The organism is Bosea sp. Tri-49, assembly GCF_003952665.1.
In the GTDB taxonomy this organism is placed as follows: Bacteria; Pseudomonadota; Alphaproteobacteria; order Rhizobiales; family Beijerinckiaceae; genus Allobosea.
On the sequence record NZ_CP017946.1, the window covers coordinates 2,034,116 to 2,058,975 of the forward strand.

General features: G+C 65.9%; 29 protein-coding genes and 1 tRNA gene. 7 read left to right on the forward strand and 23 right to left on the reverse strand.

Features of this window, described 5'->3' with window-relative positions:
• Positions 1-91: 91 nt before the first annotated feature.
• From BLM15_RS10090 to BLM15_RS10135, 10 genes are all read right to left on the reverse strand, one after another.
• Positions 92-1,096, reverse strand: coding sequence for an ABC transporter ATP-binding protein (locus BLM15_RS10090; RefSeq protein WP_126112625.1), 1,005 nt, complete (start codon positions 1,094-1,096; stop codon positions 92-94).
• Positions 1,093-2,139, reverse strand: a complete 1,047-nt coding sequence (locus BLM15_RS10095) for an ABC transporter ATP-binding protein (protein WP_164547467.1) — start codon at positions 2,137-2,139, stop codon at positions 1,093-1,095. Before BLM15_RS10095 ends, BLM15_RS10090 begins: the two co-directional genes overlap by 4 nt.
• 2 nt (positions 2,140-2,141) lie before the next feature.
• A complete protein-coding gene (locus BLM15_RS10100; protein ID WP_126112626.1) occupies positions 2,142-3,002 on the reverse strand; it encodes an ABC transporter permease in 861 nt (286 codons plus the stop codon).
• Positions 3,002-3,943: an ABC transporter permease gene (locus tag BLM15_RS10105; RefSeq protein WP_164547468.1), complete on the reverse strand. Its 942-nt coding sequence runs from the start codon at positions 3,941-3,943 to the stop codon at positions 3,002-3,004. The genes BLM15_RS10100 and BLM15_RS10105 overlap by 1 nt, the downstream gene beginning before the upstream one ends.
• A gap of 187 nt (positions 3,944-4,130) precedes the next feature.
• The gene (locus BLM15_RS10110) at positions 4,131-5,654 is read right to left on the reverse strand and encodes an ABC transporter substrate-binding protein (protein ID WP_442859455.1); all 1,524 of its coding nucleotides are present in this window, start codon (positions 5,652-5,654) and stop codon (positions 4,131-4,133) included.
• A 69-nt stretch (positions 5,655-5,723) separates the two neighbouring features.
• Positions 5,724-6,482, reverse strand: a complete 759-nt coding sequence (locus BLM15_RS10115) for a creatininase family protein (protein WP_126112628.1) — start codon at positions 6,480-6,482, stop codon at positions 5,724-5,726.
• Between the two features lie 17 nt (positions 6,483-6,499).
• Positions 6,500-7,648 (reverse strand): mandelate racemase/muconate lactonizing enzyme family protein, encoded by a 1,149-nt coding sequence (locus BLM15_RS10120; RefSeq protein ID WP_126112629.1) that lies wholly within the window; start codon positions 7,646-7,648, stop codon positions 6,500-6,502.
• Positions 7,649-7,939: 291 nt separating this feature from the next.
• A complete protein-coding gene (locus tag BLM15_RS10125) occupies positions 7,940-8,824 on the reverse strand; it encodes a MurR/RpiR family transcriptional regulator (RefSeq protein ID WP_126112630.1) in 885 nt (294 codons plus the stop codon).
• Positions 8,825-9,117: 293 nt separating this feature from the next.
• Positions 9,118-9,195: transfer RNA gene (locus BLM15_RS10130), tRNA-Pro, on the reverse strand.
• Positions 9,196-9,263: 68 nt separating this feature from the next.
• Entirely contained in the window at positions 9,264-9,467 is a 204-nt protein-coding gene (locus BLM15_RS10135; protein ID WP_126112631.1) for a hypothetical protein, read from the reverse strand.
• A 527-nt stretch (positions 9,468-9,994) separates the two neighbouring features.
• Here BLM15_RS10135 and BLM15_RS10140 point away from each other — a divergent pair.
• The 3 genes from BLM15_RS10140 to BLM15_RS31335 all read left to right on the forward strand — a co-directional run bounded on the left by BLM15_RS10140 (position 9,995) and on the right by BLM15_RS31335 (position 11,497).
• Positions 9,995-10,297, forward strand: coding sequence for an SH3 domain-containing protein (locus BLM15_RS10140; protein WP_126112632.1), 303 nt, complete (start codon positions 9,995-9,997; stop codon positions 10,295-10,297).
• A gap of 109 nt (positions 10,298-10,406) precedes the next feature.
• Complete coding sequence (locus BLM15_RS10145; protein WP_126112633.1) at positions 10,407-11,240, forward strand: 3-oxoadipate:acetyl-CoA acetyltransferase; 834 nt, start codon at positions 10,407-10,409, stop codon at positions 11,238-11,240.
• A gap of 107 nt (positions 11,241-11,347) precedes the next feature.
• Positions 11,348-11,497, forward strand: coding sequence for a hypothetical protein (locus tag BLM15_RS31335; protein WP_156412304.1), 150 nt, complete (start codon positions 11,348-11,350; stop codon positions 11,495-11,497).
• A gap of 7 nt (positions 11,498-11,504) precedes the next feature.
• Here the strand turns inward: BLM15_RS31335 and BLM15_RS10150 are convergent, their stop codons facing one another.
• Together BLM15_RS10150 and BLM15_RS10155 are read right to left on the reverse strand one after the other, a co-directional pair.
• Entirely contained in the window at positions 11,505-12,134 is a 630-nt protein-coding gene (locus tag BLM15_RS10150) for an alpha/beta hydrolase (protein ID WP_126112634.1), read from the reverse strand.
• Positions 12,135-12,203: 69 nt separating this feature from the next.
• The gene (locus BLM15_RS10155; RefSeq protein ID WP_126112635.1) at positions 12,204-13,136 is read right to left on the reverse strand and encodes a ring-cleaving dioxygenase; all 933 of its coding nucleotides are present in this window, start codon (positions 13,134-13,136) and stop codon (positions 12,204-12,206) included.
• Between the two features lie 184 nt (positions 13,137-13,320).
• Here BLM15_RS10155 and BLM15_RS10160 point away from each other — a divergent pair, with 184 nt between their 5' ends.
• Together BLM15_RS10160 and BLM15_RS10165 are read left to right on the forward strand one after the other, a co-directional pair.
• The gene (locus BLM15_RS10160; RefSeq protein WP_126112636.1) at positions 13,321-13,746 is read left to right on the forward strand and encodes a DoxX family protein; all 426 of its coding nucleotides are present in this window, start codon (positions 13,321-13,323) and stop codon (positions 13,744-13,746) included.
• 92 nt (positions 13,747-13,838) lie between these two features.
• Complete coding sequence (locus tag BLM15_RS10165; protein ID WP_126112637.1) at positions 13,839-14,792, forward strand: LysR family transcriptional regulator; 954 nt, start codon at positions 13,839-13,841, stop codon at positions 14,790-14,792.
• 11 nt (positions 14,793-14,803) lie between these two features.
• Here the strand turns inward: BLM15_RS10165 and BLM15_RS10170 are convergent, their stop codons facing one another.
• Positions 14,804-15,307 carry a YciE/YciF ferroxidase family protein gene (locus tag BLM15_RS10170; RefSeq protein WP_126112638.1) on the reverse strand — a complete coding sequence of 168 codons (504 nt, stop codon included), beginning with the start codon at positions 15,305-15,307 and terminating at the stop codon, positions 14,804-14,806.
• A 149-nt stretch (positions 15,308-15,456) separates the two neighbouring features.
• Here BLM15_RS10170 and BLM15_RS31340 point away from each other — a divergent pair, with 149 nt between their 5' ends.
• A complete protein-coding gene (locus BLM15_RS31340) occupies positions 15,457-15,627 on the forward strand; it encodes a hypothetical protein (RefSeq protein ID WP_164547469.1) in 171 nt (56 codons plus the stop codon).
• Between the two features lie 32 nt (positions 15,628-15,659).
• Here BLM15_RS31340 and sugE read toward each other — a convergent pair whose 3' ends face one another.
• From sugE to BLM15_RS10205, 7 genes are all read right to left on the reverse strand, one after another.
• Positions 15,660-15,974: a quaternary ammonium compound efflux SMR transporter SugE gene (gene sugE / locus BLM15_RS10175; protein WP_126112639.1), complete on the reverse strand. Its 315-nt coding sequence runs from the start codon at positions 15,972-15,974 to the stop codon at positions 15,660-15,662.
• A 129-nt stretch (positions 15,975-16,103) separates the two neighbouring features.
• Positions 16,104-16,658 carry a MerR family transcriptional regulator gene (locus tag BLM15_RS10180; RefSeq protein ID WP_126112640.1) on the reverse strand — a complete coding sequence of 185 codons (555 nt, stop codon included), beginning with the start codon at positions 16,656-16,658 and terminating at the stop codon, positions 16,104-16,106.
• Positions 16,659-16,693: 35 nt separating this feature from the next.
• Positions 16,694-17,008 carry an integration host factor subunit alpha gene (locus tag BLM15_RS10185; RefSeq protein WP_110492580.1) on the reverse strand — a complete coding sequence of 105 codons (315 nt, stop codon included), beginning with the start codon at positions 17,006-17,008 and terminating at the stop codon, positions 16,694-16,696.
• Positions 17,009-17,209: 201 nt separating this feature from the next.
• Entirely contained in the window at positions 17,210-18,187 is a 978-nt protein-coding gene (locus BLM15_RS10190; RefSeq protein ID WP_126112641.1) for a beta-ketoacyl-ACP synthase III, read from the reverse strand.
• 15 nt (positions 18,188-18,202) lie between these two features.
• A complete protein-coding gene (gene plsX, locus BLM15_RS10195; protein WP_126112642.1) occupies positions 18,203-19,267 on the reverse strand; it encodes a phosphate acyltransferase PlsX in 1,065 nt (354 codons plus the stop codon).
• Positions 19,268-19,379: 112 nt separating this feature from the next.
• A complete protein-coding gene (locus tag BLM15_RS10200) occupies positions 19,380-19,931 on the reverse strand; it encodes a YceD family protein (protein WP_126112643.1) in 552 nt (183 codons plus the stop codon).
• Positions 19,928-20,428, reverse strand: coding sequence for a ubiquinol-cytochrome C chaperone family protein (locus BLM15_RS10205; protein WP_126112644.1), 501 nt, complete (start codon positions 20,426-20,428; stop codon positions 19,928-19,930). Before BLM15_RS10205 ends, BLM15_RS10200 begins: the two co-directional genes overlap by 4 nt.
• A gap of 174 nt (positions 20,429-20,602) precedes the next feature.
• Here BLM15_RS10205 and BLM15_RS10210 point away from each other — a divergent pair, with 174 nt between their 5' ends.
• A complete protein-coding gene (locus BLM15_RS10210; protein ID WP_110492682.1) occupies positions 20,603-21,100 on the forward strand; it encodes an outer membrane protein assembly factor BamE in 498 nt (165 codons plus the stop codon).
• A gap of 79 nt (positions 21,101-21,179) precedes the next feature.
• On the opposite strand, the gene BLM15_RS10215 is transcribed toward BLM15_RS10210, so the two are convergent.
• The 3 genes from BLM15_RS10215 to BLM15_RS10225 all read right to left on the reverse strand — a co-directional run bounded on the left by BLM15_RS10215 (position 21,180) and on the right by BLM15_RS10225 (position 24,732).
• A complete protein-coding gene (locus BLM15_RS10215) occupies positions 21,180-22,097 on the reverse strand; it encodes a DMT family transporter (protein ID WP_126112645.1) in 918 nt (305 codons plus the stop codon).
• Positions 22,098-22,195: 98 nt separating this feature from the next.
• Positions 22,196-22,444 (reverse strand): hypothetical protein, encoded by a 249-nt coding sequence (locus BLM15_RS10220; RefSeq protein ID WP_126112646.1) that lies wholly within the window; start codon positions 22,442-22,444, stop codon positions 22,196-22,198.
• Between the two features lie 131 nt (positions 22,445-22,575).
• Positions 22,576-24,732: a sodium-translocating pyrophosphatase gene (locus BLM15_RS10225; RefSeq protein ID WP_126112647.1), complete on the reverse strand. Its 2,157-nt coding sequence runs from the start codon at positions 24,730-24,732 to the stop codon at positions 22,576-22,578.
• Positions 24,733-24,860 lie beyond the last annotated feature (128 nt).

The window sequence follows — 24,860 nt, forward strand, 5'->3', positions numbered from 1 at the left end:
AACGCAATCACAGCCCTCAAAAGCGGTTAACATGCGATTGGCCCGGGCCACCCCGAAACGAGAGGCGCATTCCTTCCGAACGTCCTGCGCCTCAGCCCACTGCGCCAGCAAGCTCCTTCTGGCGGATGCAGGCGACGCTGTGGCCGGGGCCGACCTCCTCGATCGGTGGGATCGCGCTGGCGCAGGCCTCGATGACATGCGGGCAGCGTGTGCGGAAGACGCAACCCGATGGCGGGTTCAGCGGGCTCGGGATATCGCCCTTGAGGATGACGCGCTCGCGCCTGACGCTGGGATCGGGCACCGGCGCCGCCGAGAGCAGCACCTTGGTGTAGGGATGGCGTGGGTTGGCGTAGACCTCCTGCGCCGGGCCCTTCTCCATGATCCGGCCGAGATAGAGCACGACGATGTCGTCGCAGAGATACTCGACTACCGACAGGTCATGGCTGATGAAGACCATGGTCAGGCCGAGCTCGCGCTGCAGCTCCTGGATCAGGTTGAGCACCTGCGCCTGGACTGAGACGTCGAGCGCCGAGACCGGCTCGTCGGCGATGATCAGCTCCGGCTCTACCGCGAGCGCCCGGGCAATGCCGATGCGCTGGCGCTGGCCGCCGGAGAACTCATGCGGATAGCGCCGGGCATGCTCGGGGTTGAGCCCGACCCGGCCGAGCAGTTCGGCGATGCGCGCCTCGCGGGCCTTGCCCTTGGCCAGCCCATGCGTGTCGATCGCCTCGCCGATGATCTCGCCGACGCGCATGCGCGGGTTGAGGCTGGAATACGGGTCCTGGAAGATGATCTGCAGGCGGCGGCGATAGCCGCGCAACGCCTTCTCCGGCAGGCCGAACAGGTCGACGCCGTCGAACACGGCTTCGCCGCCTGAGGGCTCGACCAGGCGCAATATGCAGCGGCCGACCGTGGTCTTGCCCGAGCCGGATTCGCCGACGATGCCGACGATGCTGCCACGGCGGACCTCGAAGGAGACGTCCGAGACGGCGCGGACTTCGCCGCCGCGCGTCGGGAAGACCTTCTGGAGATTGCGGACGGCAAGAAGCGGCGCTTCCGTCTTGTCCGCGTGGGCGGGCGTGCTTGCAGCGGTCACAGCGCGTCGTGCCTCCAGCAGCGAGTGAGATGGGCGGCCGCGACATCGATCAGCGGCGGTGCGTCCCGGGTACAGCGCTCCTCGACCAGTGGGCAGCGCGGCGCATAGCTGCAGCCGGGTGGCAGAGCGAGCGGGCTCGGGACATTGCCGGGGATGGCGTTGAGCAGGGCTCGGCCCTGGCCGGGGATGCGGTCGCGCCGGGCATCGGGGATGCAGGCGAGCAGGCCGCGCGTATAGGGATGGCGCTGGCGCGCAAACAGGCTGCCGACCGGCCCCTGCTCGACGACACGGCCGGCATACATCACCGCGACCTCATGGGCGATCTCGGCGACGACGCCGAGATTATGGGTGATGAACAGGATGCTCATGCCGATCTCGGCCTGGAGTCGGCGCAAGAGATCGAGGATCTGCGCCTGGATGGTGACATCGAGCGCGGTGGTCGGCTCGTCGGCGATCAGCAGTGATGGATTGCAGGACAGCGCCAGTGCGATCATCACGCGCTGGCGCATGCCGCCCGACATTTCGTGCGGATACTGCGCGAGGCGCCGCTCGGCCGCCGGAATCTCGACGAGCTCGAGCATCTGCTTGGCCCCCGCCCGTGCCTGGCTGCGCGACATATTCTCGTGCAGCAGGATCATCTCCATGATCTGGTCGCCGACGGTGAAGAGCGGGTTGAGGCTCGTCATCGGCTCCTGGAAGATCATCGCGATCTCGCTGCCGCGGATGGCGCGCATGCGTTTCTCCGGAACCTGCGCGAGGTCGATGGTCTCGCCGCTGCGCAGTCGGTAGAGGATGCGCCCGCCGACGATCCGGCCGGGATGGGCGAGCAGCCGCATGATGGTCAGGCTGGTCACCGACTTGCCGGAGCCGGATTCGCCGACCACGGCCAGCGTCTGGCCGCGGCGCAGCGAGAAGCTGACGCCGCCGACCGACTTGATCGCACTCGAGCCGATGAGGAAGTGGGTCTGCAGGTCCTCGACATTGAGCAGGATGTCGTCGTCGACCTGGGGCGCGGCGATGGCGGCGGGTTCCATGGTCGCCATCGTCACAGATCCTTTCGCAGGCGCGGATCGAGCAGATCGCGCAGGCCGTCGCCGACCAGTTGCAGCGACAGGACGGTCAGCACGATCGCGGCGCCGGGGAAGAGCATCATCCAGTCGGCCTGGCCGATATATTGCCGCCCGCCGGCGATCATCGTGCCCCAGGTCGGGACCTCCGGGCTGACGCCGACGCCGAGGAAGGACAGGCTCGCCTCCGCCAGCATCGCATAGGCGAAGATGAAGCTGGCCTGGACCAGAATCGGCGAGACCAGGTTGCGCAGGACATGGCGCGTCATGATCCGCCAGGTCGGCACGCCGAGCGCCCGCGCCGCCTCGACATAGGGCAGCTCGCGGATGATCAGCGTCGAGGCCCGCACGATGCGGGCGAGGCGCGGCGCATAGACGATGCCGAGCGCGACGATGACGGTTGCGAGCGAGGGGCCGAGCGCCGCCACCAGCGAGATCGCCAGCAGGATATCGGGGAAGGCCATCATCGCGTCGATGATGCGGGCGATCACGCCGTCGAACCGGCGGAAGAAGCCGGCCATCAGGCCGAGCGTGATGCCGAGGACAGCGGCGAGCGCGGTTGCAGCCATGCCGACCAGCAGCGAGAGCTGGCCGGCATAGATCGTGCGGCTGAAGACGTCGCGCCCGAACTCATCGGTGCCGAAGAACCAGCGCTCGCTCGGCGGCTTCAGGCGGTTGACCACCGAGAGCCGGCTCGGCGAGTAGGGCGCGATCAGTGGAGCTAGGATCGCCAGCAGCGCAATGACGGTGAGGATGATGAGGCCGATCAGCAGCGTCTTGCGCTGCAGGATCAGGCTGGCGAGCCGCGGGCGGCTGGCGGGAGCGGAGGAGGCGGCCATCAGTAGCGCACCCTCGGATCGATCGCGAGATAGAGCATGTCGATCAGGAAATTGATCAGCACATAGAGGGCGGCGATGACGAGGAGCGCGCCCTGGATCACCGGATAGTCGCGGCGCAGCACCGCCGAGACGACGAGATTGCCGATGCCCGGCAGGCTGAACACCGTCTCCGTCACCACCGCGCCCGAGATCAGCAGCGCCGCGGTGAGGCCGACCACGGTCAGCACCGGGATCAGGGCGTTCTTGAAGGCGTGCTTCATCACCACGCCCCATTCGCCCATCCCCTTCGAGCGGGCGGTGCGGACATAGTCGTCGTTCAGCACGTCGAGCATCGAAGCGCGGGTGAAGCGGGTGATCAGCGCCGAGGAGACGATGCCGAGCGCCAAGGCCGGCAGGACGAGGTGGCGGAGCCGCTCGAGGAAGGAGGCATCGGGGCCGCCATAGCCGGAGGCCGGCATCCAGCCATAGCGGACGGCGAAGACCTGGATCAGGATCAGGCCGAGCCAGAAGCTCGGAATGCTCGCGGCGAACATGGCGAAGGTGGTCGCGACCTGGTCGAACAGCGAACCGCGCTTATAGGCCGAGAGGATGCCGACCGGCAGTGCGATCGCACTGGCGATCAGGATCGAGAACAGAGTCAGGAAGAAGGTCGGCTCGGCCCGTTCGGCGAGCGCGCTCAGCACGGGCATGTTGAGGAAGATCGACTGACCGAGATCGCCGCGCAGGAGCTGGCCGAGGAACAGCACGTATTGCGTCGGCAAGGATTGATCGAGCCCGAGCCGGCTGCGCAGGCCGGCGATGTCTGCGGCCGTCGCGTCAGGGCCGAGCATGACGGCGGCCGGGTCGCCGGGGGCGACGCGGACGATGACGAAGACGATCGTCACGACGGTGAACATCACCGCCAGCATGCCGAGGATGCGCTGCATCACATATCGTGTCATCGCGTGCCGATCCTCCCTGTCGTGTTTTGCTGAGGCGTTCGCCTAATTCTGGTCATCCCGGACGCTGCGAAGCGGCGAGCCGGGATCCATGCCGGAACAGTTCAGGCATGGGTCCCGGGTCTCCCTGCGGTCGCCCGGGACGACCCGTGCTTGGTCGGGAGCAGTCAGAAACTGCTCCCGATGCGCCTTACGGCTTGAGCGAGGCGTTCCAGAAATACGGCCAGGGCGAGGCCGTGTAGCCGGCAAGGCGCGGCGCCTTGGCGCTGAGGGCGGCGAAGTCGCCCACCTTGTAGAAGGGCGCCTCGTCGAAAATCAGCTTCTGCAGCTCGGCGAAGATCGCGACGCGCTTCTTCTCATCCGACTCGGCGTTGAGGGCCGAGAGCAGCTTGTTCTTGGCCTCGCTCGCCCACCAGCCGGGATAGCTGTCCGGCAGTGGCGCGATCAGGGCAGGCTCGGCCAGGAACGGGCTGTGGGTGATGAAGATGTCCCACAGGGCCGGCTCGGCGCGGCGCTGCACCAAGGTCGCCCAGTCGACGACCTGCAGGTCGACCTTGAGGCCGGCTGCCTTGAGGTACTCAGCCGCGACCTGCGCCATCTTGTAGTGGAACTCGTATTGCCGGCTGGTCAGGATGCGGATCGGCGCGCCGTCATATTTGGCGGTCTTGGCCAGGGCCTTGGCCTTGTCGGCGTCACCCTGATTATAGGCCTTGATGCCGGCGTCGCTGCGCCAGGCATAGCCCTCCGGATACATGGCGCCGTCGAGCTTGTAGAATTCGGGCTTGCCGAAGGCCGCGGCCAGCATGTCCTCGGCGTTGAGCGCCGTCTGGACAGCCTTGCGCATGTCCTTTGACGTCATCATGCCCTGCTTGTTGTTCATGATGAACATCGGCCAGCCGAAACCCTGCATCAGCACCGGCTCTGTCTTGGCCTGGCCCTTCAGCCGGTCATAGGCCTCGACCGGGATCAGGTCGGCGAAGTCGAACTGGCCGGCGAGCGCGCCCTCGACGCGGGTGTTGGCATCCGGCACGGGCACGAAGCGGATCTCGTCGAGATATTGCTTGCGCGCGCCGCCGAAGCCGTCGGGCTCGCCCTGGCGCTGCTTGTAGCCGTCGAAACGGGTCAGCTGGATGTACTGGTCGGGCTTGCGCTCCTTGAGCTGGTAGGGCCCGGTGCCGATCACCTCCTTGATCGGGTTCTCCATCTTGTCGGCCGGCATGATCACCGCGGCCGAGTTGTTGAAGGCGAGCAGCGCGGTCAGCGGCGCGAACGGAGCCTTCAGCGTGATCTTGACCGTCTTCTCGTCGGAAGCTTCGATCGTGGCGATGTTGTCGGCGACGAGCTTGCCGCGCGAGGCCAGTTCGGTCCAGCGCTTCAGCGATGCGACGACGTCCTGCGCGGTCATCGCCTTGCCGTTGTGGAAGGTGACGCCCTGGCGCAGCGGGATGGTGTAGACCTTGCCGCCCTCGCTGATCTGCGGAAGCGTCTCGGCCAGCAGCGGCGTCAGCGCCCAGTTCTTGTCGAAGGTGTAGAGCGTCTCGTAGAAGTGCTGGGTGATCATGCCCAAGAGGTCGCCGGCGGCGACCATCGGGTCGAGCGTGTTGGGCTCGCCGATGGTGGCGACGTTGATCGCCCCACCCTTCTGCTGGGCGAGAGCCGGCGCCCCCGCGCCTGCAACTGCAACGGCGAGCGCCGTCGCTCCGATCCGGGCCAATTTCTGCAACATCTCAAGTCCTCCCTGTTGTTTCTTGGCTGTTGGTCTTCGGAAAATTGCGCCCGCTCGTCAGCGCTGGCGGATCGTCTCCACCACATGGGCCAATTGCTCGACCACGGCGGCAGTGATCGCCTGCCCTTTCTCGCGGGTGGCGAGGGACGGGTCGCCGACGACCCCGGTGCCGCCGGACATCTCGTGCATCGAGCGGAACAGCGCGCCTCGGGCCGGCAGGATCATGTCGGCATTGGCCCAGTCATGGGTCTCGACATAGCTCATGCCGGAGACCAGCTTGGTGCGGACGCTTTCGGGCGCACCAAGCAGCATCAGCGAGGTCTCGAACTCGCAGGCATGGTTGACGCCGGCGAAGGCGCTCTCGCGAATGGTGCCGAGCTCCTTGGCCGCCAGCCGCCACCAGGTCAGGAAGGCGACGCGGCACTCGCGATGCCTGGTGCCGAAGGTCTCCAGCAGCACCTGGCCGATCGCCTGGTTGCCGCCATGGCTGTTGAACAGCACGATGTTGCGGAAGCCGTGGCGGACGACGCTGTCGAGGATGTCGCCGACATAGGCGAGGAAGGTCTCGTGGCGGACGCTGAGCGTGCCGGCGAAATCCATATGATGCTCGGAGCAGCAGATTTTCACCTGCGGCAGGATCAGGACCTGCTTGCCGAGGCGCTGCTCCAGCGCCTGCAGGAAATGGTCGCCGATGACCGCATCGGTCTCGAGCGGCAGATGCGGCCCGTGCTGCTCGATCGCGGCGACGTTCAGAACGACCGGGATGTCGCGATCGAGCGCGGCGACCTCATTGGTCGTCAGGGTTTCCCAACGCATGGCTCTGAGCTCGCTGTTCAGGAGATCGTGCGGCCGCCGACGCGGAAGCGGGCGATGGCGGCTTCGTCGAGGGTGATGCCGAGGCCCGGCCCCTCATCGGGGATGCGCACATGCGGCGGCTCGAAGGTCAGCGGCTTGGCGAGCAGGTCGTGGCTGCGGATCATCCGGCCGAAGATGTCGCTCGGCCAGACGCAGCTCTTCGCCGCCGCGGCCTGATGCACATACATGGCTTCAAGGATGCCGAGGTCGACCTCCGAGCCGTGCCAGCAATAGACGCCGGCAGTCGAGGCGATGTGGTCGAGCGTCTGGAACTTGGCGAGGCCGCAATTGAAGTTGAAGCCGTCGACCGCGCCATGGGCGATGGCGTTGATCGCGTCATGCGCGCGCTGGCCCTGATAGACATAGGGCAGCGAGACGTGGAGCACGATCGGGATCGAGGAGAAGCGGCGCAGCTCAGCGAAGTCCTGCAACATCCAGCGCGGCAGCGGGTCCTCCAGCAAGAGGACGTTGCCGACCTTCTCCAGCTCCCGGATGATCGGGCGGGCATTGCCGGAGTTCTCCCAGCGCTGGTTGGGATCGAAGATCACCTTCATCCCGGGTGCGTATTCCTTGATGCGTGCGCACCAGCCGGCGACATCGTCCTCGAGGTCGCATTTGAACTTGATGACCTTGTAGCCCTGCTCGAAATAGCGCTTCACCCAGGGGCCGACTTCACCTTGCGTGCGGTGGCTCGACCAGGCGCTGACATTGACCCGGTCGCGGATGGCGCCGCCGAGCAGCCGGTGCATCGGCACGCCGAGCGTCTTGGCGTAGGCGTCCCAGATCACGCATTCGAAGCCGTCATATTCGCGGCAGAGCGGCAGCGGCAGGTCCTGCAGCGGCAAGTCGAAGACCGACTGGCCGATCAGGTTGGCGCAGATCGCCTCGATGCGCGGCCACTCATGGTCGCGATAGAACTCGCCGATGCCGACGACACCGTTCTTCAGCGTCATCCGGACGATGAGCTTGGGCAATTCGTCGAACTGTACGCTCCAGCTCGCCTTGCCGCCGACCGGCAGCATGTGGAGTGGCTTCGCCAGGGTCTCGGAGTTGATCACGCCGGGATGGGCGGGGACGACGACCTCGTCGAACTGGAAGGAAACGATCGTCCCGTCGGCTGGCTGCATTGGCTCGGCTCGTCTTTTGTTATTGCGCAAGGCGCGACGGGCCGGGAATGTAGCTAGATTACATTTACTGTCAATCGAGCCAACGCAATCCGCATGGCCCGTTCACCTCGATCTCCTGAAGATGCAGCTAGTGAGTCGCGAACAGAAGCGCTTTCGCGCCATCATGGGAATCAATTTATCGCATTGGATTTATTGATAATTACTGCAAGTCATCGCGACGATCGGCCGCGCCCGCCGCCATGCCATACCTGCTTAAATCCAGAATGTAGCAAAATTACCAAATAGCGGACTTCAGTCGCCGATCGGCTGGCCTTCGGTGCTGCCATGCAGGGCGATCAGGGTTGCCCGCGCCCGCCAGAGCTTCTTCGAGACGAGCTTCATGCGACGCGCTCCCAGCAGCGTCGCCATGCAGTCGAGCAGGAAGAGCTGCCCGTAGCGGCCGCGATTGGGCATGTAGAAGAACTTCTCCTCGTCGAAGGCCTGCAGCGGCACCAGCACACTGGCGAGCGCGGCGAGCGGGCTCGGCGGATGGGTGACGGCGATGACCCCCGCGCCCTGGCTGCGGGCGATCTCGGCGCTGTCGAGCAGCGAGCGCGGCTTGCCGGTGACCGAGAAGATCAGGAGGACGTCGTCCGGACCGCAGGTCGCGGCCATGACGCGCTGCTGATAGGGGTCGGCCGTCGAGGACGCCGCGACATCGAGACGGAAGAGCCGGTTCTCGGCTTCGGTCGCGACATTGGCCGAACTGCCGCCGACGCCGAAGCAGAACACCCGGCGCGCCTTGTCGAGCACGTCGACGGCGTCCTCGATCGCCTTCGGATCATGCTGGTTGAAGGCCATCGCCAGCGCCTGGATCGTGGCGTTGTAGACGTGCTCGGCGACCTCGTTGCCGGTGTCGGCCGGCTGCTGGCGCTCGGCGGCGAGATACATTCGGCCGATCGCATATTCCTGCGCGAGGCGAATCTTGAAGTCGGTGAAGCCATCGCAGCCCATGCGGCGGGCGAAGCGCACCACGGTCGGCTCGCTGACCTGCGCCTGCGTGGAGAGGTCCCTGGTGCTGATGCGCGTCGCGCCATCGATATCCGCCAGGATGATCTCGGCGACGCTGCGCTCGGCCCGGTTCATCTCGGGCGCCTCATGCCGCATGCGATCGATCAGGCTGGTCACGTGGCGCATCGTCCTGTTCCCGGCGCTCGTGCTGCGGCACCGCGAATGTCTTGGCATGCGATGGCGGATTTGGCCAAGCGGGCGCTCTAGGCCGCGACGTTCAGAGGCACTCGGTCAATTCGCCGTTGCTGACCTTGTGCGTATGGCAGGTCACGGGAAGTCCCTCCTCGCGGGCGCAGGCAGAAGCCGCCAGAGCCAAAAGTAGGGAAGCGACGATGAGACTGCAGGACCGGAAGGACATGCGAGTATCCGTCGGGATTTTATGGAGAGTTTCAGCGCCCATCTGAAACCAAAGAAGAAAATGGTCGGAGCGAGAGGATTCGAACCTCCGACCCCTTGTCCCCCAGACAAGTGCGCTAACCGGGCTGCGCTACGCTCCGACGCGACGGCTTATAGAGGGCCGGCCGCCGCGATGCAACGCGTCAATCGCCGGGTCGCGCTGCTCGATTCACAGCTGTCGATCATCATGTGAGGGCGGCGCGACCTCGGCCGGCGTGATGCCCCGTCGGCCCGAGCGGCGGACGAGCGTGCGGATGAGGCCGGCAAGCACGATCACCAGCGGCAGGGCCAGCGCCGCATTGTTCTCGAAGGCGAGCCAGAGCGAGGCTGCCAGCGTCGCGACGATCCCGAGGATCAGGAGGATGTTGGTCATGCCTGCCTCCGTCCGGCTACGGAGCGCCTGGCGGCGAGGCGAAGCCCCGCGCCACGGCCAATCCACTAGTCAGCCGGCCAACGATATCCGGACTTTCCGGACGAAACGTCGAACCGTCAAGCGAAGGTCGACCCAAGACGCCGGCTTGGGCGCTGAAGTCGCTTGACTGTCGGGTGCGAGCTGCTCCGCGCGCGACGCTCACCTCGCGAGCGAGGCGGACACAAGTCTGTACCGGTAGCTGCAGGTAACGGCGGAGATTCGACTGAGGTTGAAGCCGCGTCGAAGGGATCGACGAGATATGCGAGAGTCCGTGCACCGATACGCGCCTGTGCGCTGGCATATTCGGCTGCCTGATCGCGCACCCTGTCGGCGATCACCTCGAAAAACTGGAAGATCATGGCGTTGTTCTCCGTGCCGCATCGCGGCTCCGCAAGGACAACGCGCGAAGATGGCATAGGTGCCGCTGGAGGGCGACGGCCGAGGCGTTTCACGGCATGGTGAGGCGCCCGAAGCCAAGGAACGGCACCATGATCCGCCCTGCCCTGCTCGCTCTGTTCGGCCTTCTTTGCCATGGCGGCGACGCCAGGGCCTCGCTGTTCTGCCTTGTTCCCGAAACGGCCGACGGCTTCGTCGCGCTCCGCGCCGCGCCTGGCGCACAGGGCCGGCTGATCCTGCGCATGAAGCCCGGCGACGAGGTCCAGATCGTCGAAGGCGGGCGCGGCGGCTGGAGCAAGGTCAGGCATTGGCCCGGCGATGCCAGGTTGGCGAAGGGCTATGACAGCTTCACCGAAGGCCATGTCGCGCGCCGTTTCCTCAGGGATTGCGGCTGAACCGCAGGTTGGGACGCCCAAGTGAGTTCCGGCCCATGAAACGCCGTCGGTGACTTTGCCGACGCAGGCGGAATCGGCTTCAGTGGGCCGACAACGGAGAGCGCCCCCCATGACCACGCCCTGCATCATCACGGTGGCGATCACCGGCTCGCTGCCGAGCAAGCGCGACAATCCGGCGGTGCCGATCACGATCGCCGAGCAGGTCGAATCGACACAGGAAGCCTTCGAGGCCGGGGCGAGCCTGGCGCATTGCCATGTCCGCAGCGACGAGGGCACGCCGACCTCCGATCCCGAGCGCTTCGGGCGGCTGCTCGAAGGCCTGCGCAAGCACTGCCCCGGCATGATCGTGCAATTCTCGACCGGCGGACGCTCCGGCGCCGGTCGCGAGCGCGGTGGCATGATCCCGCTCAAGCCCGACATGGCCTCGCTCTCGACCGGCTCCTGCAATTTCCCGACGCGGGTCTACGAGAACAGTCCGGAGCTGGTCGACTGGCTCGCAGCCGAGATGAAGGCCCATGGCGTCAAGCCCGAGATCGAGGCCTTCGACCTGTCGATGATCTTCAAGGCGGTCGAGATGGGTATCGCGGGCGCGATCGAGGGGCCGCTGCACGTGCAGTTCGTGATGGGCGTGAAGAACGCCATGCCGGTCGATCGCGCCGTCTTCGAGTTCTATATCGCGACGCTGAAGCGCCTCGTCCCCGATGCGACCTGGACCGGGGCCGGCATCGGCCGCGACCAGATCACGCTGAACCGCTGGTCGCTCGAGCTCGGTGGCCATTGCCGCACCGGGCTGGAGGACAATGTCCGGCTCGACCGCGACAGGCTGGCGCCGTCGAACGCCGCACTGGTCGAGCGCATCGTCGCGCTCTGCCCCGATTATGGCCGCCGGCCGGCGACGGCGGCGGAGGCGCGCGCCCTGCTGAAGCTGCCTCCGGCGGCATGAGGAAGCGCTCGCAAGAGTAAGATTTGATTAACGCATTCTGTTCAAATGCGGTTCACAGGGTGAAGGTTATCTTCATGATACTGGCACCGATTCGTGGAGGCCCCGTCATGACCCTGGACTGGCGTAACAGCCTGATGCTCGGCTTCATCGCGGCCGTGTTCGTCGCCTGCCTGTTCGGCCCCTATATGATCTCGGTGATGCTCGGCGGGCTCGGCCTGACGTGCTATCTCTCGAAGCACATCAGGCCTGGAGCCTAAGGTCTCCTCAGGCTGCGAGCGCCGGGCGCTGCGCGAACCAATTCCGCACAAGCCCCAGATCCGCCTGCGACAGGCCATGACCGGTCGGCAGGCTGCGATGCTCGACCGCAGCCCCTGCCTCGCCGAGCGTGGTCGCCAGCCGCGCCGCATTCTCCTCCGGAATGATCGGATCGAAACTGCCGGAGACGATCAGCACGGACTTAGCCGTCAGTGCCGCCACCGGCGGCTTGACGAAAGGCGACATCGCCCGCAGCAGCACCGCCCCTGAGAGCACCTCCGGCCTCAGCAGCAGCATCGCGGCGGCGATGTTGGCGCCGTTGGAGAAGCCGAGCGCGATCGGCGCGGGCAGCCCATATTCCGCCCGCGCCTGCTCGACGAAATCGGCGAGCTCATGGGTGCGCCGGCGCAGATCGTCCTCGTCGAAGATGCCCTCGGCCAGTCGGCGGAAGAAACGCGGCATGCCGGCCTCGAGCGTCAGGCCGCGTGGCGAGAGCAGCGCCGCGCCCGGCGCGACGGTGTGCCCGAGCGGCAGCAGATCGTTCTCGTCGCCTCCGGTGCCGTGCAACAGCAGGAGCGGCGGCAGGCCTGGCGCGGTCGCCGGCTCGAAGCGATGGATGAAGGTTTCGGGAGTGCTCATGGCACGACCTCCTTTCGTAATCTTGGTCCGTAGGGACGCTCCGCCCGGAGGCGGAGCGCTTCTTGAGATTCAAGCCAGCGCGGGCAGCACGGCCTCGATCTCGGCGCGGCGCTTCTCGTACTGCGCCGGCAGCTTGAGCGTGCCGCCGAGACCGTCCGCCGGCTCGTCGATGGTGAAGCCGGGCGCATCGGTCGCGATCTCGAACAGCACGCCGCCGGGCTCGCGGAAGTAGACGGAGCGGAAATAGTCCCGATCCCTCTGCCCGGTGGTGCGCAACCCGAATGTCTCGGCGAGCTGCTTCACCATCCGCTCTTGCTCGGCGTCGTCGCCGGCGCGGAAAGCGATATGGTGCACCGAGCCGGCGCCCATCCTTGCCGGCAGGAAGCCGCCGGCTGCGCGCAGATCGACGATGCCGCCATGGGCCGCGCCTACGGCCCGCATCCGGACGGTGCTGTCCTCGCGGCCCGCTTCGACGAAGCCGAAGACGTCGCGCAGGATCGCTGCGGTGGTCTCCGTCTTGTCGAGCAGCAGGGTGACGCCGTGGAAGCCGCGGATCGCGACCTCGGCCGGCACTTCGCCATTGTCCCAGGCCGGCTCGCTCTCGCTGCCAGGCACCGCGACCAGCGCGAGCCGCGTGCCATCCGGGTCACGGAAGGCAAGCATAGTCTCACCGAAGCGCTTCCGGGGTGCGTCATGCGCGACACCGCTAGCAACGAAGCGATGCGCCCAGTAGCCGATCGCCGCCTCCGGGATACGGAAGCTGGTCGCCTCCGTCTCGCCGACGCCGAGTCGGCCGGGCGCGACATGCTCCCAGGGGAAGAAGGTCAGGATCGTGCCCGGATTGCCGTCGGCATCGCCGAAATAGAGGTGCCAGGTGGTCGGGTCATCGAAATTCACCGTCTTCTTGACCAGGCGCAGGCCGAGCACGCGGCTGTAGAAATCGAGATTGCGGCGCGCCGGGCCGGCGATGGCGGTGACGTGGTGGATGCCGTTGATCTGCATGATGTCGTCCTCCGGGCTGCAAGAGGCTGCCCTCGTTGACGGCAAGATGGGGCGGCGGGTTTAGAAAGTCAGTGGCCAATCATTGCTCTAATGCAATGTCGATCTGTCGATATACCAACTGGAATTGCGAATGAGCTGAGCGCAACTTCTGTCTCAATCCAACCCGGTCCTTCGGAGAAAGACCATGATCGATACCCGTTTCGCCCCCTATGGCGCCTTATCCCTGCGCGTCGCGCTCGGCGTCATGTTCATTGCCCACGCCTATCTGAAGCTCGTCATCTTCACTGTTCCCGGCTTTGCCGGCTTCCTCGGCCAGATCGGCCTCCCCGGTTTCCTTGCCTGGCCGATCATCCTGGCGGAGACGCTCGGTGGTCTCGCCATCCTCACCGGCTTCTACGGTCGCTACGTCTCGCTCGCCTTGCTGCCGATCCTGCTCGGCGCGCTTAGCGTCCACGCCCCCAATGGCTGGCTGTTCACCGCCCCGAACGGCGGCTGGGAATATCCCGCCTTCCTCGCGATCGCTGCCCTTGCGCATGTGCTGATTGGCGATGGCGCGCTGGCGCTTCGCCCTGCCGCCTTCGGCGGCGCTTCCAAGCCTGCTCTCGCCTGATCGCCGACTACGCAAAAGAACGGGCGACAGGTTGCTGCAACCTGTCACCCGTACCATGTTCAGATGAGTTGATCCCGCCTGGAGCCGCCTGCTTGCCGAACGCCACCTCGCCGATCGCCTGGGACGACTTTCGGCTGATCCGTGCCATCGCCGAAGCGCGCAGCCTGCCAGCTGCCGCCGAGCTGATCGGCCTCAATCACTCCACCGTCTTCCGCCGGCTCGGCCAGATCGAAGCTTCTCTCGGCACGCGCCTGTTTGAGCGGCATCGCTCCGGCTATGTGCCGACACCCGCGGGCGAGGAGATGGCAGGCCTGGCCGAGCGGCTGGAGACCGACATCGCCGGCTTCACCCGCCGCCTCGCCGGCCGCGAGATCCTGCCGGCGGGCGAACTACGCGTCACCACCAACGACTCGCTGCTGGTCGAACTGCTGACGCCGCTCTTTGCCGCCTTCATGAAGCAATGCCCGGACATCCGGCTCGATGTGCTGCTCGGCAACCAAGCCCTGAACCTCAGCAAGCGCGACGCCGATGTCGCGATCCGCGCGACCGACAGTCCGCCGGAGAACCTGATCGGCCGGCGCGTCGCCCAGATCGGCTGGGCGCTCTACGGGCGCGCGACCGACTTTCCGGAGGGCACGCCCTCCGACCAGGCCGAGCTCGCACAGTTGCGCTGGATCTCGCTCGGCGACCAGTTCAGCAATTTCAAGGTGGTGCAATATCGGCAAAAGCACATCCCGGCCGACCGGACCATCTACAAGCTCAACACGGTGCTTGGCCTCGCCGAGGCTGTCGAGGCCGGCATCGGCATCGGCTTCCTGCCCTGCTTCATCGCCGACAAGCGCCCGGGCTTGAAACGGCTGGCGCCACCACAGACCGGCTACGCCGCCGATCTCTGGCTGCTCACCCATCCGGACTTGCGCCACTCGCCACGGGTGCGTCTCTTCCTCGACTTCATGGCGGCCGAACTCACGAAGCTGCGGCCCCTGATGGAGGGCGGCGCGACAAGCCGGGAGGACGCCGAGGCGCCCTCGCCGGCAGAGCTCTGAAGCAAGCCGGGTCAGGCCGCCTGACGGTTGATCCCGGATTCCGCCAGCTTGGTCAGCTTGCTGTCGGCGGCGTGCTCCTCGTCGAGGTTCTGCTGCAGCAGAGCGGCGCAATCCTCACGGCCGAGCTGCTTGGCCCAGGCGGTCAGCGTGCCGTAACGGGTGATCTCATAGTGCTCGACGGCCTGCGCCGCGGCAATGATCGCCGCATCCAGCACCTGCTTGTCCTCGACCTCGCCGGTCACCTCATCAGCCTCTTCGATAATCCCGTCGATCGCCGGGCAGTCGACGCCCTTGGCCTCGACGCCATGCTGCTGGAAGACCTGCTCGAGCCGGCGAATATGGCCTTCGGTCTCGCCAAGATGAGTCTGCAGCCCGCTGCGCAGCTGTGCATCCGTCGCTTTTTCGATCATCTTCGGCAGCGCCTTGATGATCTGCTTCTCGGCGTAATAGACGTCCTGGAGCTGATGCACGAAGAGATCGTCCATCGTCTTGATATCCTTGGAAAATAGGCCCATGCGGTCCTCCTGCTCGTACTGTCCGGATTGCTGACCGGCGCCGCCTTCGGGCGACACGCTTCCCTGTCGCTGCAACGTGTGCCGCTGCGATCTGTTCCGGAGCTTCAAAGGTGGATGCGGCTTGGGCCGGCCTGCGCTAGGCTCGCGCTATGGAACTGCTCATCCCCCTGCTCGCCGGCATGGCGCTGATCTGGCTGGTCGGCCGCCACGTCCCCTGGAACGCCAAGCTGATGACCATCGTCGTGACCCTGGCGGTCATCGTCGTGATCGTTCTGCTCGAGCGAAACGGCTTCTGGCCCGAGGCGTTCCGGCGGCAGTGAGCCGCCGCCGGCTGTGAGTCAGCGAACTGCTCTCAGGAGACGAGCTTGAGCCCGACGATGCCGGCGACGATCAACCCGACGCAGGCGAGGCGCAGCGCCGTCGCCGGCTCCCCGAACAGGACAATGCCGAGGATGGCGGTGCCGATCGTGCCGATCCCGGTCCAGATCGCATAGGCCGTGCCGAGCGGCAGGCTCTTCAGCGCGAGGCCAAGCAGGCCAAGGCTCACCACCATGCTGCCGACCGTCAGAACGGTCGGGATGAGGCGGGTGAAGCCGTGCGTGTATTTCAGCCCGATGGCCCAGCCGATTTCGAACAGACCGGCGAAGAAAAGATAAGTCCAGGCCATGGCGGCCCTCCTCATGAGAAGGGCGGGGTCGTCCACGCCTGTTAAAAAACGCGCGCTCAAGGCACCGCGGAGGTCGTCCTCGCGGCTGATCTAGCGATCCTTGACCGGCGGTTCAAGCGCCGGCAGCGCTCAGGCGTCCTCGGCTGCAGCCGTCGCCAAGGCGCCGTGCAGCAGGCGGCGGCATTCAGCCAGCTCAGAGAGCGTCGCCTTCAGGAAGGCGAGATCGTCGGCGGCGATCAGCGGCTGAGCCGAACGCGGCAGGGAGGAGAGCAGCGCCTTCGCAGCGAAGCCCGGCTCGGCGGCGGCCGCAGGATGATGGTGCTGCGCCGATGCCTGCGCCGGCATCGGCTCCGGGCGCGGCGGCGCGGCTTGCGCAGCAGAGTGGGCAGGGGGAGCGACGACGATCTCACCACCGCGGCCGATCGCCTGGACATGGCGCGGCCCCTGTTCCTTCAGGATGCGCTGCAGGCCCTTGATGGTGTAGCCCTCGCCGTAGAGCAGGCGGCGGATGCCCTTCAGCAGGGCGACGTCGTCGGGGCGGTAATAGCGCCGGCCGCCACCGCGCTTCAGCGGCTTGATCTGTGAGAAGCGCGTTTCCCAGAAACGCAGGACATGCTGGGGAATGTCGAGGTCGTCTGCGACCTCGCTGATGGTTCTGAATGCGTCTGGGCTCTTGTTATCCAATTCGGCCTCATATGCGCCGTCGTGGAACTCCAGAGTCACTCTTCCTCACCCACGCCATTCAGTCCGTTGATCCTCGCCTTCATCACGTTCGACGGCTTGAACACCATCACGCGACGCGGCTCGATCGGAACTTCGACGCCGGTTTTGGGATTACGCCCGATTCGCTCGCCTTTGTCGCGCACCACGAAGGACCCGAACGAGGACAATTTGACGTTTTCCCCACGCGCGACCGCGTCGCAGATCTCATCCAGCACCGTTTCGACGAGTTTGGACGATTCCGTCCGCGACAGGCCGATCTTCTGGTAGACGGCCTCGCACAGATCAGCCCGCGTAATCGTTTGCCCCGCCATCAATTCCTCCAAGGCGTTTCTTCAAACAGCGGCGTCCCTATCAACCTCGCCCCACCGGAGGCGGACGCTAGGCGGCGAGGCGATTGCGGTCAATCCTCGGCGCGCGCTCATAGGTTGAAAAACGCGGAAAATCCGCGCTGACGCCGCTAAGAAAATGTCATAAATCCAAAGCGCTTAGCTTAGCAGGCCGATCCGCCGCCGCTACCAGCGGATCAACGCCGACCCCCAGGTGAAGCCGCCACCCATCGCCTCGATCAGGACGAGCTGTCCGGGCTTGATGCGCCCGTCCGAATGGGCCTGCGCCAAAGCAAGCGGAATCGAGGCGGCCGAGGTGTTGCCATGCTTGTCGACGGTGACGACGACCCGGTCCTCGTTGATGCCAAGCTTGTGGGCGGTGGCGTCAATGATGCGGCGATTGGCCTGATGCGGCACGAACCAGTCGATATCGGCGCCGGTGAGCCCGGTTTCCTCGAAGGTGTGGCGCACCGTGTCGGCCAGATTGACCACCGCGTGCTTGAAGACCTCCCGGCCCTCCATGCGCAGGAAGCCCACTGTCTTGGTCGAGCCCGGCCCGCCATCGACATAGAGCTTGTTCATGTAGCGCCCGTCCGAGCGGACATGCGTCGTCAGCACGCCGCGGTCTGCGAGTGTGCCAGTGCCTTCCTCCGCCCTGAGCACCACGGCGCCTGCACCGTCGCCGAACAGGACACAGGTGGCGCGATCCTCCCAATCGAGAATGCGCGAGAAGGTCTCGGCGCCGATGACCAGCGCAGTCTTTGCCGCGCCGCTGGTCAGGAACTTGTCGGCGGTGGCAAGCGCGAAGACGAAGCCGGAGCAGACGGCCTGCAGATCGAAGGCCGCGCCTTGCGTGATGTCGAGCGCGGCCTGAATCTCGGTCGCGGTCGCGGGGAAGGTATGATCGGGCGTGGCGGTCGCGACGATGATGAGGTCGACCTCGCTCGCCGGGATCCCGGCGTCGGCGAGAGCGGCCTGAGCCGCCTTCAGGCCGAGCGTGCCGGTGGTCTCGTCATCGGCAGCGATATGGCGGGCGCGGATGCCGGTGCGCTGGACGATCCACTCATCGTTGGTGTCGACCTGCTTCGCCAGCTCGGCGTTGGTCAGGATTCGCGCCGGCAGATAGGAGCCGCAGCCGCGCAGGACGGATCGCATTCTGGACAAGGACGTTTCTCTTCCCTACTCGCCGGCGGCCGCTTGTGGGCTTGCCGGTGCTGCGCTCGGCCGCGCCGTCGCGGCGACCATCTCACGCACCTTCGCCATCAGATTCTCGCGCGCCATCTCGTAGCCGAGTTCGGTCGCGCTGGCGAACCCGACGGCATCCGTGCCGCCATGGCTCTTGATCACAATGCCTTCAAGACCCAGAAAGACACCGCCATTGACCTTACGCGGGTCCATCTTGTCCTTCAGCGCCGCGAAGGCGCCACGGGCTAATAGATAGCCGATTTTCGACATCAGCGAACGGCCCATCGCCGCACGCAGATATTCGCCGATCTGCTTGGCCGTGCCTTCGGCGGTCTTCAGGGCGATATTGCCGGTGAAGCCCTCGGTGACGACGACGTCGACCGTGCCCTTGCCGAGATCGTCGCCTTCGACGAAGCCGTGATAATCGAGATGCGGCAGGTTGCTCTCGCGCAGGATGCGGCCGGCCTCCTTGACCGCCTCGACCCCCTTGATCTCCTCGACGCCGACATTGAGCAGGCCGACACTCGGCCGATCGAGGTCGAAGACGACGCGGGCCATCGCCGCACCCATGACGGCAAGGTCGACCAGATGCTGGGCATCGGCGCCGATGGTGGCGCCGACATCGAGCACGACGCTCTCGCCGCGCACCGTCGGCCACAGGCAGGCGATCGCCGGCCGGTCGACCTGCGGCATCGACTTCAGGCAGAATTTCGACATCGCCATCAGCGCGCCAGTGTTGCCGGCCGAGACGGTGACGTCGGCCTCGCCGATCTTGGTGGCGTCGATGGCGCGCCACATCGACGACTTGTAGCGGCCATAGCGCAGGGCCTGGCTCGGCTTGTCGTCCATCTTCACCGAGACCTCGGTGTGGTGGAAGGTGGTGACCGCCTTCAGCTTCGGATGGGCGTCGAGCAGCGGCGCGACCTCAGCCTCATTGCCGAATATGACGAAGCGCGCATCGGGACGGCGTTCGAGCGTGATGGCGGCGCCCGGAATGACCACGGACGGGCCGTGATCACCGCCCATGGCGTCGAGCGCAATTGTAACCGGACGTGTCATGAGGCGGTGGTCAATTCCACGGGCTGTGCCCCCTGCCGGGGCGGCCGGGCGGGCGGCGGACCATAGCGGGTTGGCCGCCCGCCGCAAGCGAAAGCGCTGAGGTTTTTAGCGATCATTCGCTACGTTTCAACTGCATGAGCGCTGCGAAAGGCGATTCGGCCGCCGTCTCGGGGGCCGGCTCGGCGAATTCCACGCCGGGCTTGCGCGGATAGGGGTCGAGCGCGAGCGCGAGGAATTCGAGCGTGACCACACCCAGATCGATCGTGCCGTCGACGATCGGCTCCGGCGGCTCCTCCTCGTTCAGCAGCACCTCGATGTCGATCTCGTCATCCTCGGACGGCTGCGCCATGGCGGCGATCTCGGCCTCCGGCGCGAAGTCGAGCTTGACCGGCACGTTGAGCTCGACCGGGAAGGCATCGAGCGTGACGACGCAGTTCTGGTGCAGGCTCGCCTTGATCATGCCCTCGAGCTTGAGCCGCTCGCCATTGCGCGACAGCGAATAACTCGCCTTCAGCGCCTCGGCCGACGCGACACCGAGGAAGGTCGCAACCGCCGCGAGATCGCCCTGCTCCACCGCCAGCTCGACGGCGACCGGGCGCAAGGTGATGGTCTCGACACGGATCGGGTGTGAAAACGGCAATGGATCCTGGCTGGAAGCGGTCATGTGGCGATGCAGTCTGCGAAAAGCGGGAACAAAGGATCGGCGGCGAGGATATCGTCGAGCGTGCGCGTGGCCAAGACGGCGGCAGCAGCCCTGACATGGCGCGCGAGTGCCGGCGCATCAACCCCGGCCCCGACATTGCGCAGCAGAGCCGCCTCGAGCGCATCGGGCGCCGCGGCGGCGAGCGCCTCCTCATAGCCACTGAGGCGGCCGTAGAAGCTGCGGCCGATCTTCTTCATGCGCTTGGGCACCGCGACATCGCTGATGCCACCCTGGCGAAAGCCGAGCTCGAGATAGGCGAAGCCGGCGTCGATCAGATCCTGCGCCACATCGGCGGCGGGCGCCGGCAATTCGCGCAGGCGGCGCAACACCAGGAAGAGGTGGAGCGTCAGGGCCTCGAACCGGCCTTCGAAATCATCGGGCACGCCCCCTTCGCGATAAAGGGCGGGCTCGCGCGAGGCGCCGATGATGCGCTCCAGCAGCGCATTGACCGGCGCCATGCGCGCACGCTTTCTGCCGAACAGGCCGAAGATCACAGCCTCTACCTCACCTTTCCCGGCGTGCTTAGCTAAAAAGCGACTTGCCTTGCCAAAGCCATGCTCGGGCGTTACGCCAAGCGCACCCACCCTGACAAGCGCGGCAGCACCGCGCGCCTGCCCCCGGATCCGCCAAGCATGACCGCTCCGACCCGCCGTACCGTCCTGATCGGCTCGCTGGCCGCCGCGTTGCCGCTGGCAGGCTGCGGCACCGCTACCAATCTCGGCTTCCGCACCCCCACCTCGGCCGGCCTCAACGAGGAGTTCACCCGCGGCTTCGTCATGGACGACGAGCTCATCGCCAAGGTGAAGCCCGGCATGGACGTGCAGACGGTGCTGACCACGCTCGGCACGCCATCGACCACCTCGACCGTCGGCAACCGCACCTTCTATTACATCAGCCAAAGGGTGCGCCGGCGCTTCCAGTTCCAGGAGTTTGCCGTCATCGACCAGCAGGTCCTGGTGATCTATTTCAACAAGGGCTTCAAGGTCGAGCGCATCGCCAATTATGGCCTGCAGGACGGCGTGATCTTCGACTTCATCAGCCGTACCACCGCGACCGGCGGCGAGGAGCAGAGCTTCCTGCGCAACCTGTTCCGCGGCGTCACCAAGTTCACGCCGTTCGGGGCCAGCTGACGGACGCAGCTCCCGCACGAAACGAAGAAGCCCTGCAGCGGCGGCGCAGGGCTTTTTCTTTGGCGTCGGCGTGTGTCCCTCAGACGCTTTTCGGCTTCCGGTCCGGCAGCGTCATGGCGAACACACCCACGATGACCAGAGCGAGCCCTCCCCAAGCCGTCGCACTCAGGCGCTCGCCAAGGAAGAGAACGCCGATGGCAACGCCGGTCGGCACGCGCAGATAGGCGACCGAGGTCGTGCCGACCGTGCCGAGCCGGTCGATCAGCCGGAAATAGATGATGAAGGCGAGCGCGGTCGAGAACACCGACAGCGCCAGCAGCGCCTGGATCGATTCAGGAGACGGCGAGAGCGTCCAGGGCCGGTCGACGAGCAGGCTGAAGGGGATCAGGATCACGGCGCCGCAGATCAGCGAGCCAGCCGCCGGCATGATCGGGTCGAGTCCCTTGAAATTGCGCCCGAACAGCGCCGCTCCGCCATAGCAGGCCGCGGCGGCGACGAGAGCAAGCTGCGCCCAGAGCTCGCGGCCGAAGCCCGACAAAGCCTCGACGCCGATGATCAGGCAGACGCCGAGCATGCCGGCGGCGACGCCGAAGAGCTTGCGCCCTACGGCAGCCTCGGCACGGAAGAGAAGCATGCTCAAAAGGAAAGCGAAGATCGGCGAGCCGGCGTTTAGGATCGCAGCGAGACCGGCATCGACGCTGGTCTCGGCCCAGGCGATCAGGGTGAACGGCACCGCACTGTTGAGGCAAGCCTGGATCAGGAAGCGCCGCCAGATCACCGGATCGCGCGGCAGCTTCAGCCCGCGCCAGCGGATGATGACGAGGAGGATCGCGCCGGCGATCAACGTGCGCGCCGCGATCAGCGTCAACGGCGGGATCGTCTCGACGCCGAGCTTGATGAAGCTGTAGGAGGCGCCCCAGAGCGTCGCCAGCACGAGCAGCAGGGCAAGATCGGTCGGATGTCCGGATCTTGCGGTGGAAGCGGCTGGGACGGTCATCTGGTCCTCCTTCGGCGGGCGGACCATGACAGGCGCCGATACGCAGGTCCCCTTGGAACGCTACGGTCCCGACCGTAGTGCCCTGAACAGGGGCAGCCTCATCGCAGCAGCGCAAGCGCAACGATCACCATCGCGATCCAGAAGAACAGGCCATACCAGCCTGCCATGGTTGCTTCGAGCTGGCAGGAGCCGTCAGGATTGCGCGAGAAGCCGAACCAGTTGTGCCACCGTGCCTCGGCTCGAAGGGCCTGCACGCGAACGCGTCCGAACGTCAGAATCGGAGCGAGAAGACGCGCAGTCGTGTAGCCGAGAGCGTCCAGAAGAATGCTGCCGATCAAGTCGATCAAGTTGTGGCTCCGAAACTGATTCAACTGGCTGAGAGTTTGAATCTCAACCGCCTTCCAAACCATTCACAACACGAAAGAAAACCCCGCGGATCGCTCCGCGGGGTCCATGCTTGGTCAGGCTGCTCTCGCGCTCAGGAATGCGCCAGGATGGCGAGCAGCAAGAGCGCGATGATGTTGGTGATCTTGATCGCCGGGTTCACGGCGGGGCCCGCCGTGTCTTTGTAGGGGTCGCCGACGGTGTCGCCGGTGACCGAGGCCTTGTGTGCCTCGGAGCCCTTCATGTGGCGCACGCCGTCCTTGTCGACGAAGCCGTCCTCGAAGCTCTTCTTGGCGTTGTCCCAGGCGCCGCCGCCCGAGGTCATCGAGATCGCGACGAAGATGCCGGTGACGATCACGCCCATCAGCATGGCACCGACGGCGGCGAAAGCCTGGTTCTTGCCGGCGATGGCGTTGATGACGAAGAAGGTGGCGAATGGCGCCAGGACCGGCAGCAGCGACGGTACGATCATTTCCTTGATCGCCGCCTTGGTCAGTAGATCGACGGCGCGGGCGTAATCCGGCCGCTCCGTGCCTTCCATGATGCCGGGCTTCTCCTTGAACTGGCGGCGGACTTCCTCGACCACCGAGCCGGCGGCGCGGCCGACCGCGGTCATGCCCATGCCGGCGAAGAGGAAGGGGATGAGACCGCCGAGCAGCAGGCCGACGACGACATAGGGGTTCGACAGCGAGAAATCGACGACGACGCCCTTGAAATACTGGAAGGTCGTCGAGCCCGCCTTGTTGGCCTCGGCGACGAAGAAGTTGAGGTCCGAGGTATAGGCGGCGAACAGCACCAGCGCGCCGAGGCCGGCCGAGCCGATCGCGTAGCCCTTGGTGATCGCCTTGGTGGTGTTGCCGACCGCGTCGAGCGCGTCGGTGGAGTGGCGGACCTCCTTGGGCAGGCCGGCCATTTCGGCGATGCCACCGGCATTGTCGGTGACCGGGCCGAAGGCATCGAGAGCGACGACGACACCGGCCAGCGCCAGCATCGCCGTGGTGGCGATGGCGATGCCGAACAGGCCGGCGAGGCCATAGGAGACGATGATGCCGGCGATGATCACGATGGTCGGCATCGCCGTCGATTCCAGCGAGACCGCGAGGCCCTGGATGACGTTGGTGCCGTGGCCGGTGACCGAGGCCTGGGCGATCGAGACGACAGGGCGCTTGCCGGTGCCGGTGTAGTATTCGGTGATGACGACGATCAGCAGCGTCACCGCGAGGCCGACCAGCGCGCAGCCGAACAGGGCACCCGAGGTGAAGGTTGCGCCCTGCCCCGTGGTGAACGAGGCCGCAAAGCCGCCGAACATCAGATAGTTCACGGCGGCGATCGCGCCGACCGAGAGCACGCCGGCGGCGATGAAGCCCTTGTAGAGCGCGCCCATGATCGACTGGTTGGCGCCGAGCTTGACGAAGAAGGTGCCGATGATCGAGGTGACGACACAGGCCGCGCCGATCGCCATCGGGTAGAGCATCATCGAGCCGAGCACGGGCTGGCCGGCGAAGAAGATCGCGGAGAGCACCATGGTCGCGACCAGCGTCACCGCATAGGTCTCGAACAGGTCGGCGGCCATGCCGGCGCAGTCGCCGACATTGTCGCCGACATTGTCGGCGATCGTCGCCGGGTTGCGCGGGTCGTCCTCGGGAATGCCAGCCTCGACCTTGCCGACGAGGTCGGCGCCGACATCGGCGCCCTTGGTGAAGATGCCGCCGCCGAGGCGGGCGAAGATTGAGATGAGCGAGGCGCCAAAGCCGAGGGCGACGAGCGAATCGATGACGACGCGGTCCGAGGGGGCGAAGCCCTTCATGCCGGTGAGGAAGCCGTAATAGCAGGCGACACCGAGCAGAGCGAGGCCAGCGACCAGCATGCCGGTGACCGCACCCGCCTTGAAGGCGACGTCGAGGCCATCGCCGAGCGACTGCATCGCCGCTTGCGCGGTACGAACGTTGGCGCGGACCGAGACGTTCATGCCGATGAAGCCGGCGACGCCCGAGAGCACAGCGCCGATCAGGAAGCCAATGCCGACATAGGCACCGAGCAGATAGGTCAGGCCGACGAAGAGCACGACACCGACCATGGCGATGGTGACGTATTGGCGCTTGAGATAGGCCTGCGCGCCTTCCGCAACTGCGCCGGAAATCTCCTGCATGCGCTGGTTGCCGGCATCGCGTTTCATCACGTCGCCATAGGCCCATAGGCCGTAGACGATCGATAACGCACTCAAGAGTATGATGATGAGCAAGGCCGACATCGAATTTCCTATCCCTGAGAATTCGTCATACGGGGCAGGACGCCCCGACGGAGCCGGTTTTCCGGTTCTTCGAACACAAGGAACGGCGCTGTCGGCCTCACAAAGAATCAGGCCTACAGCGCCGATCA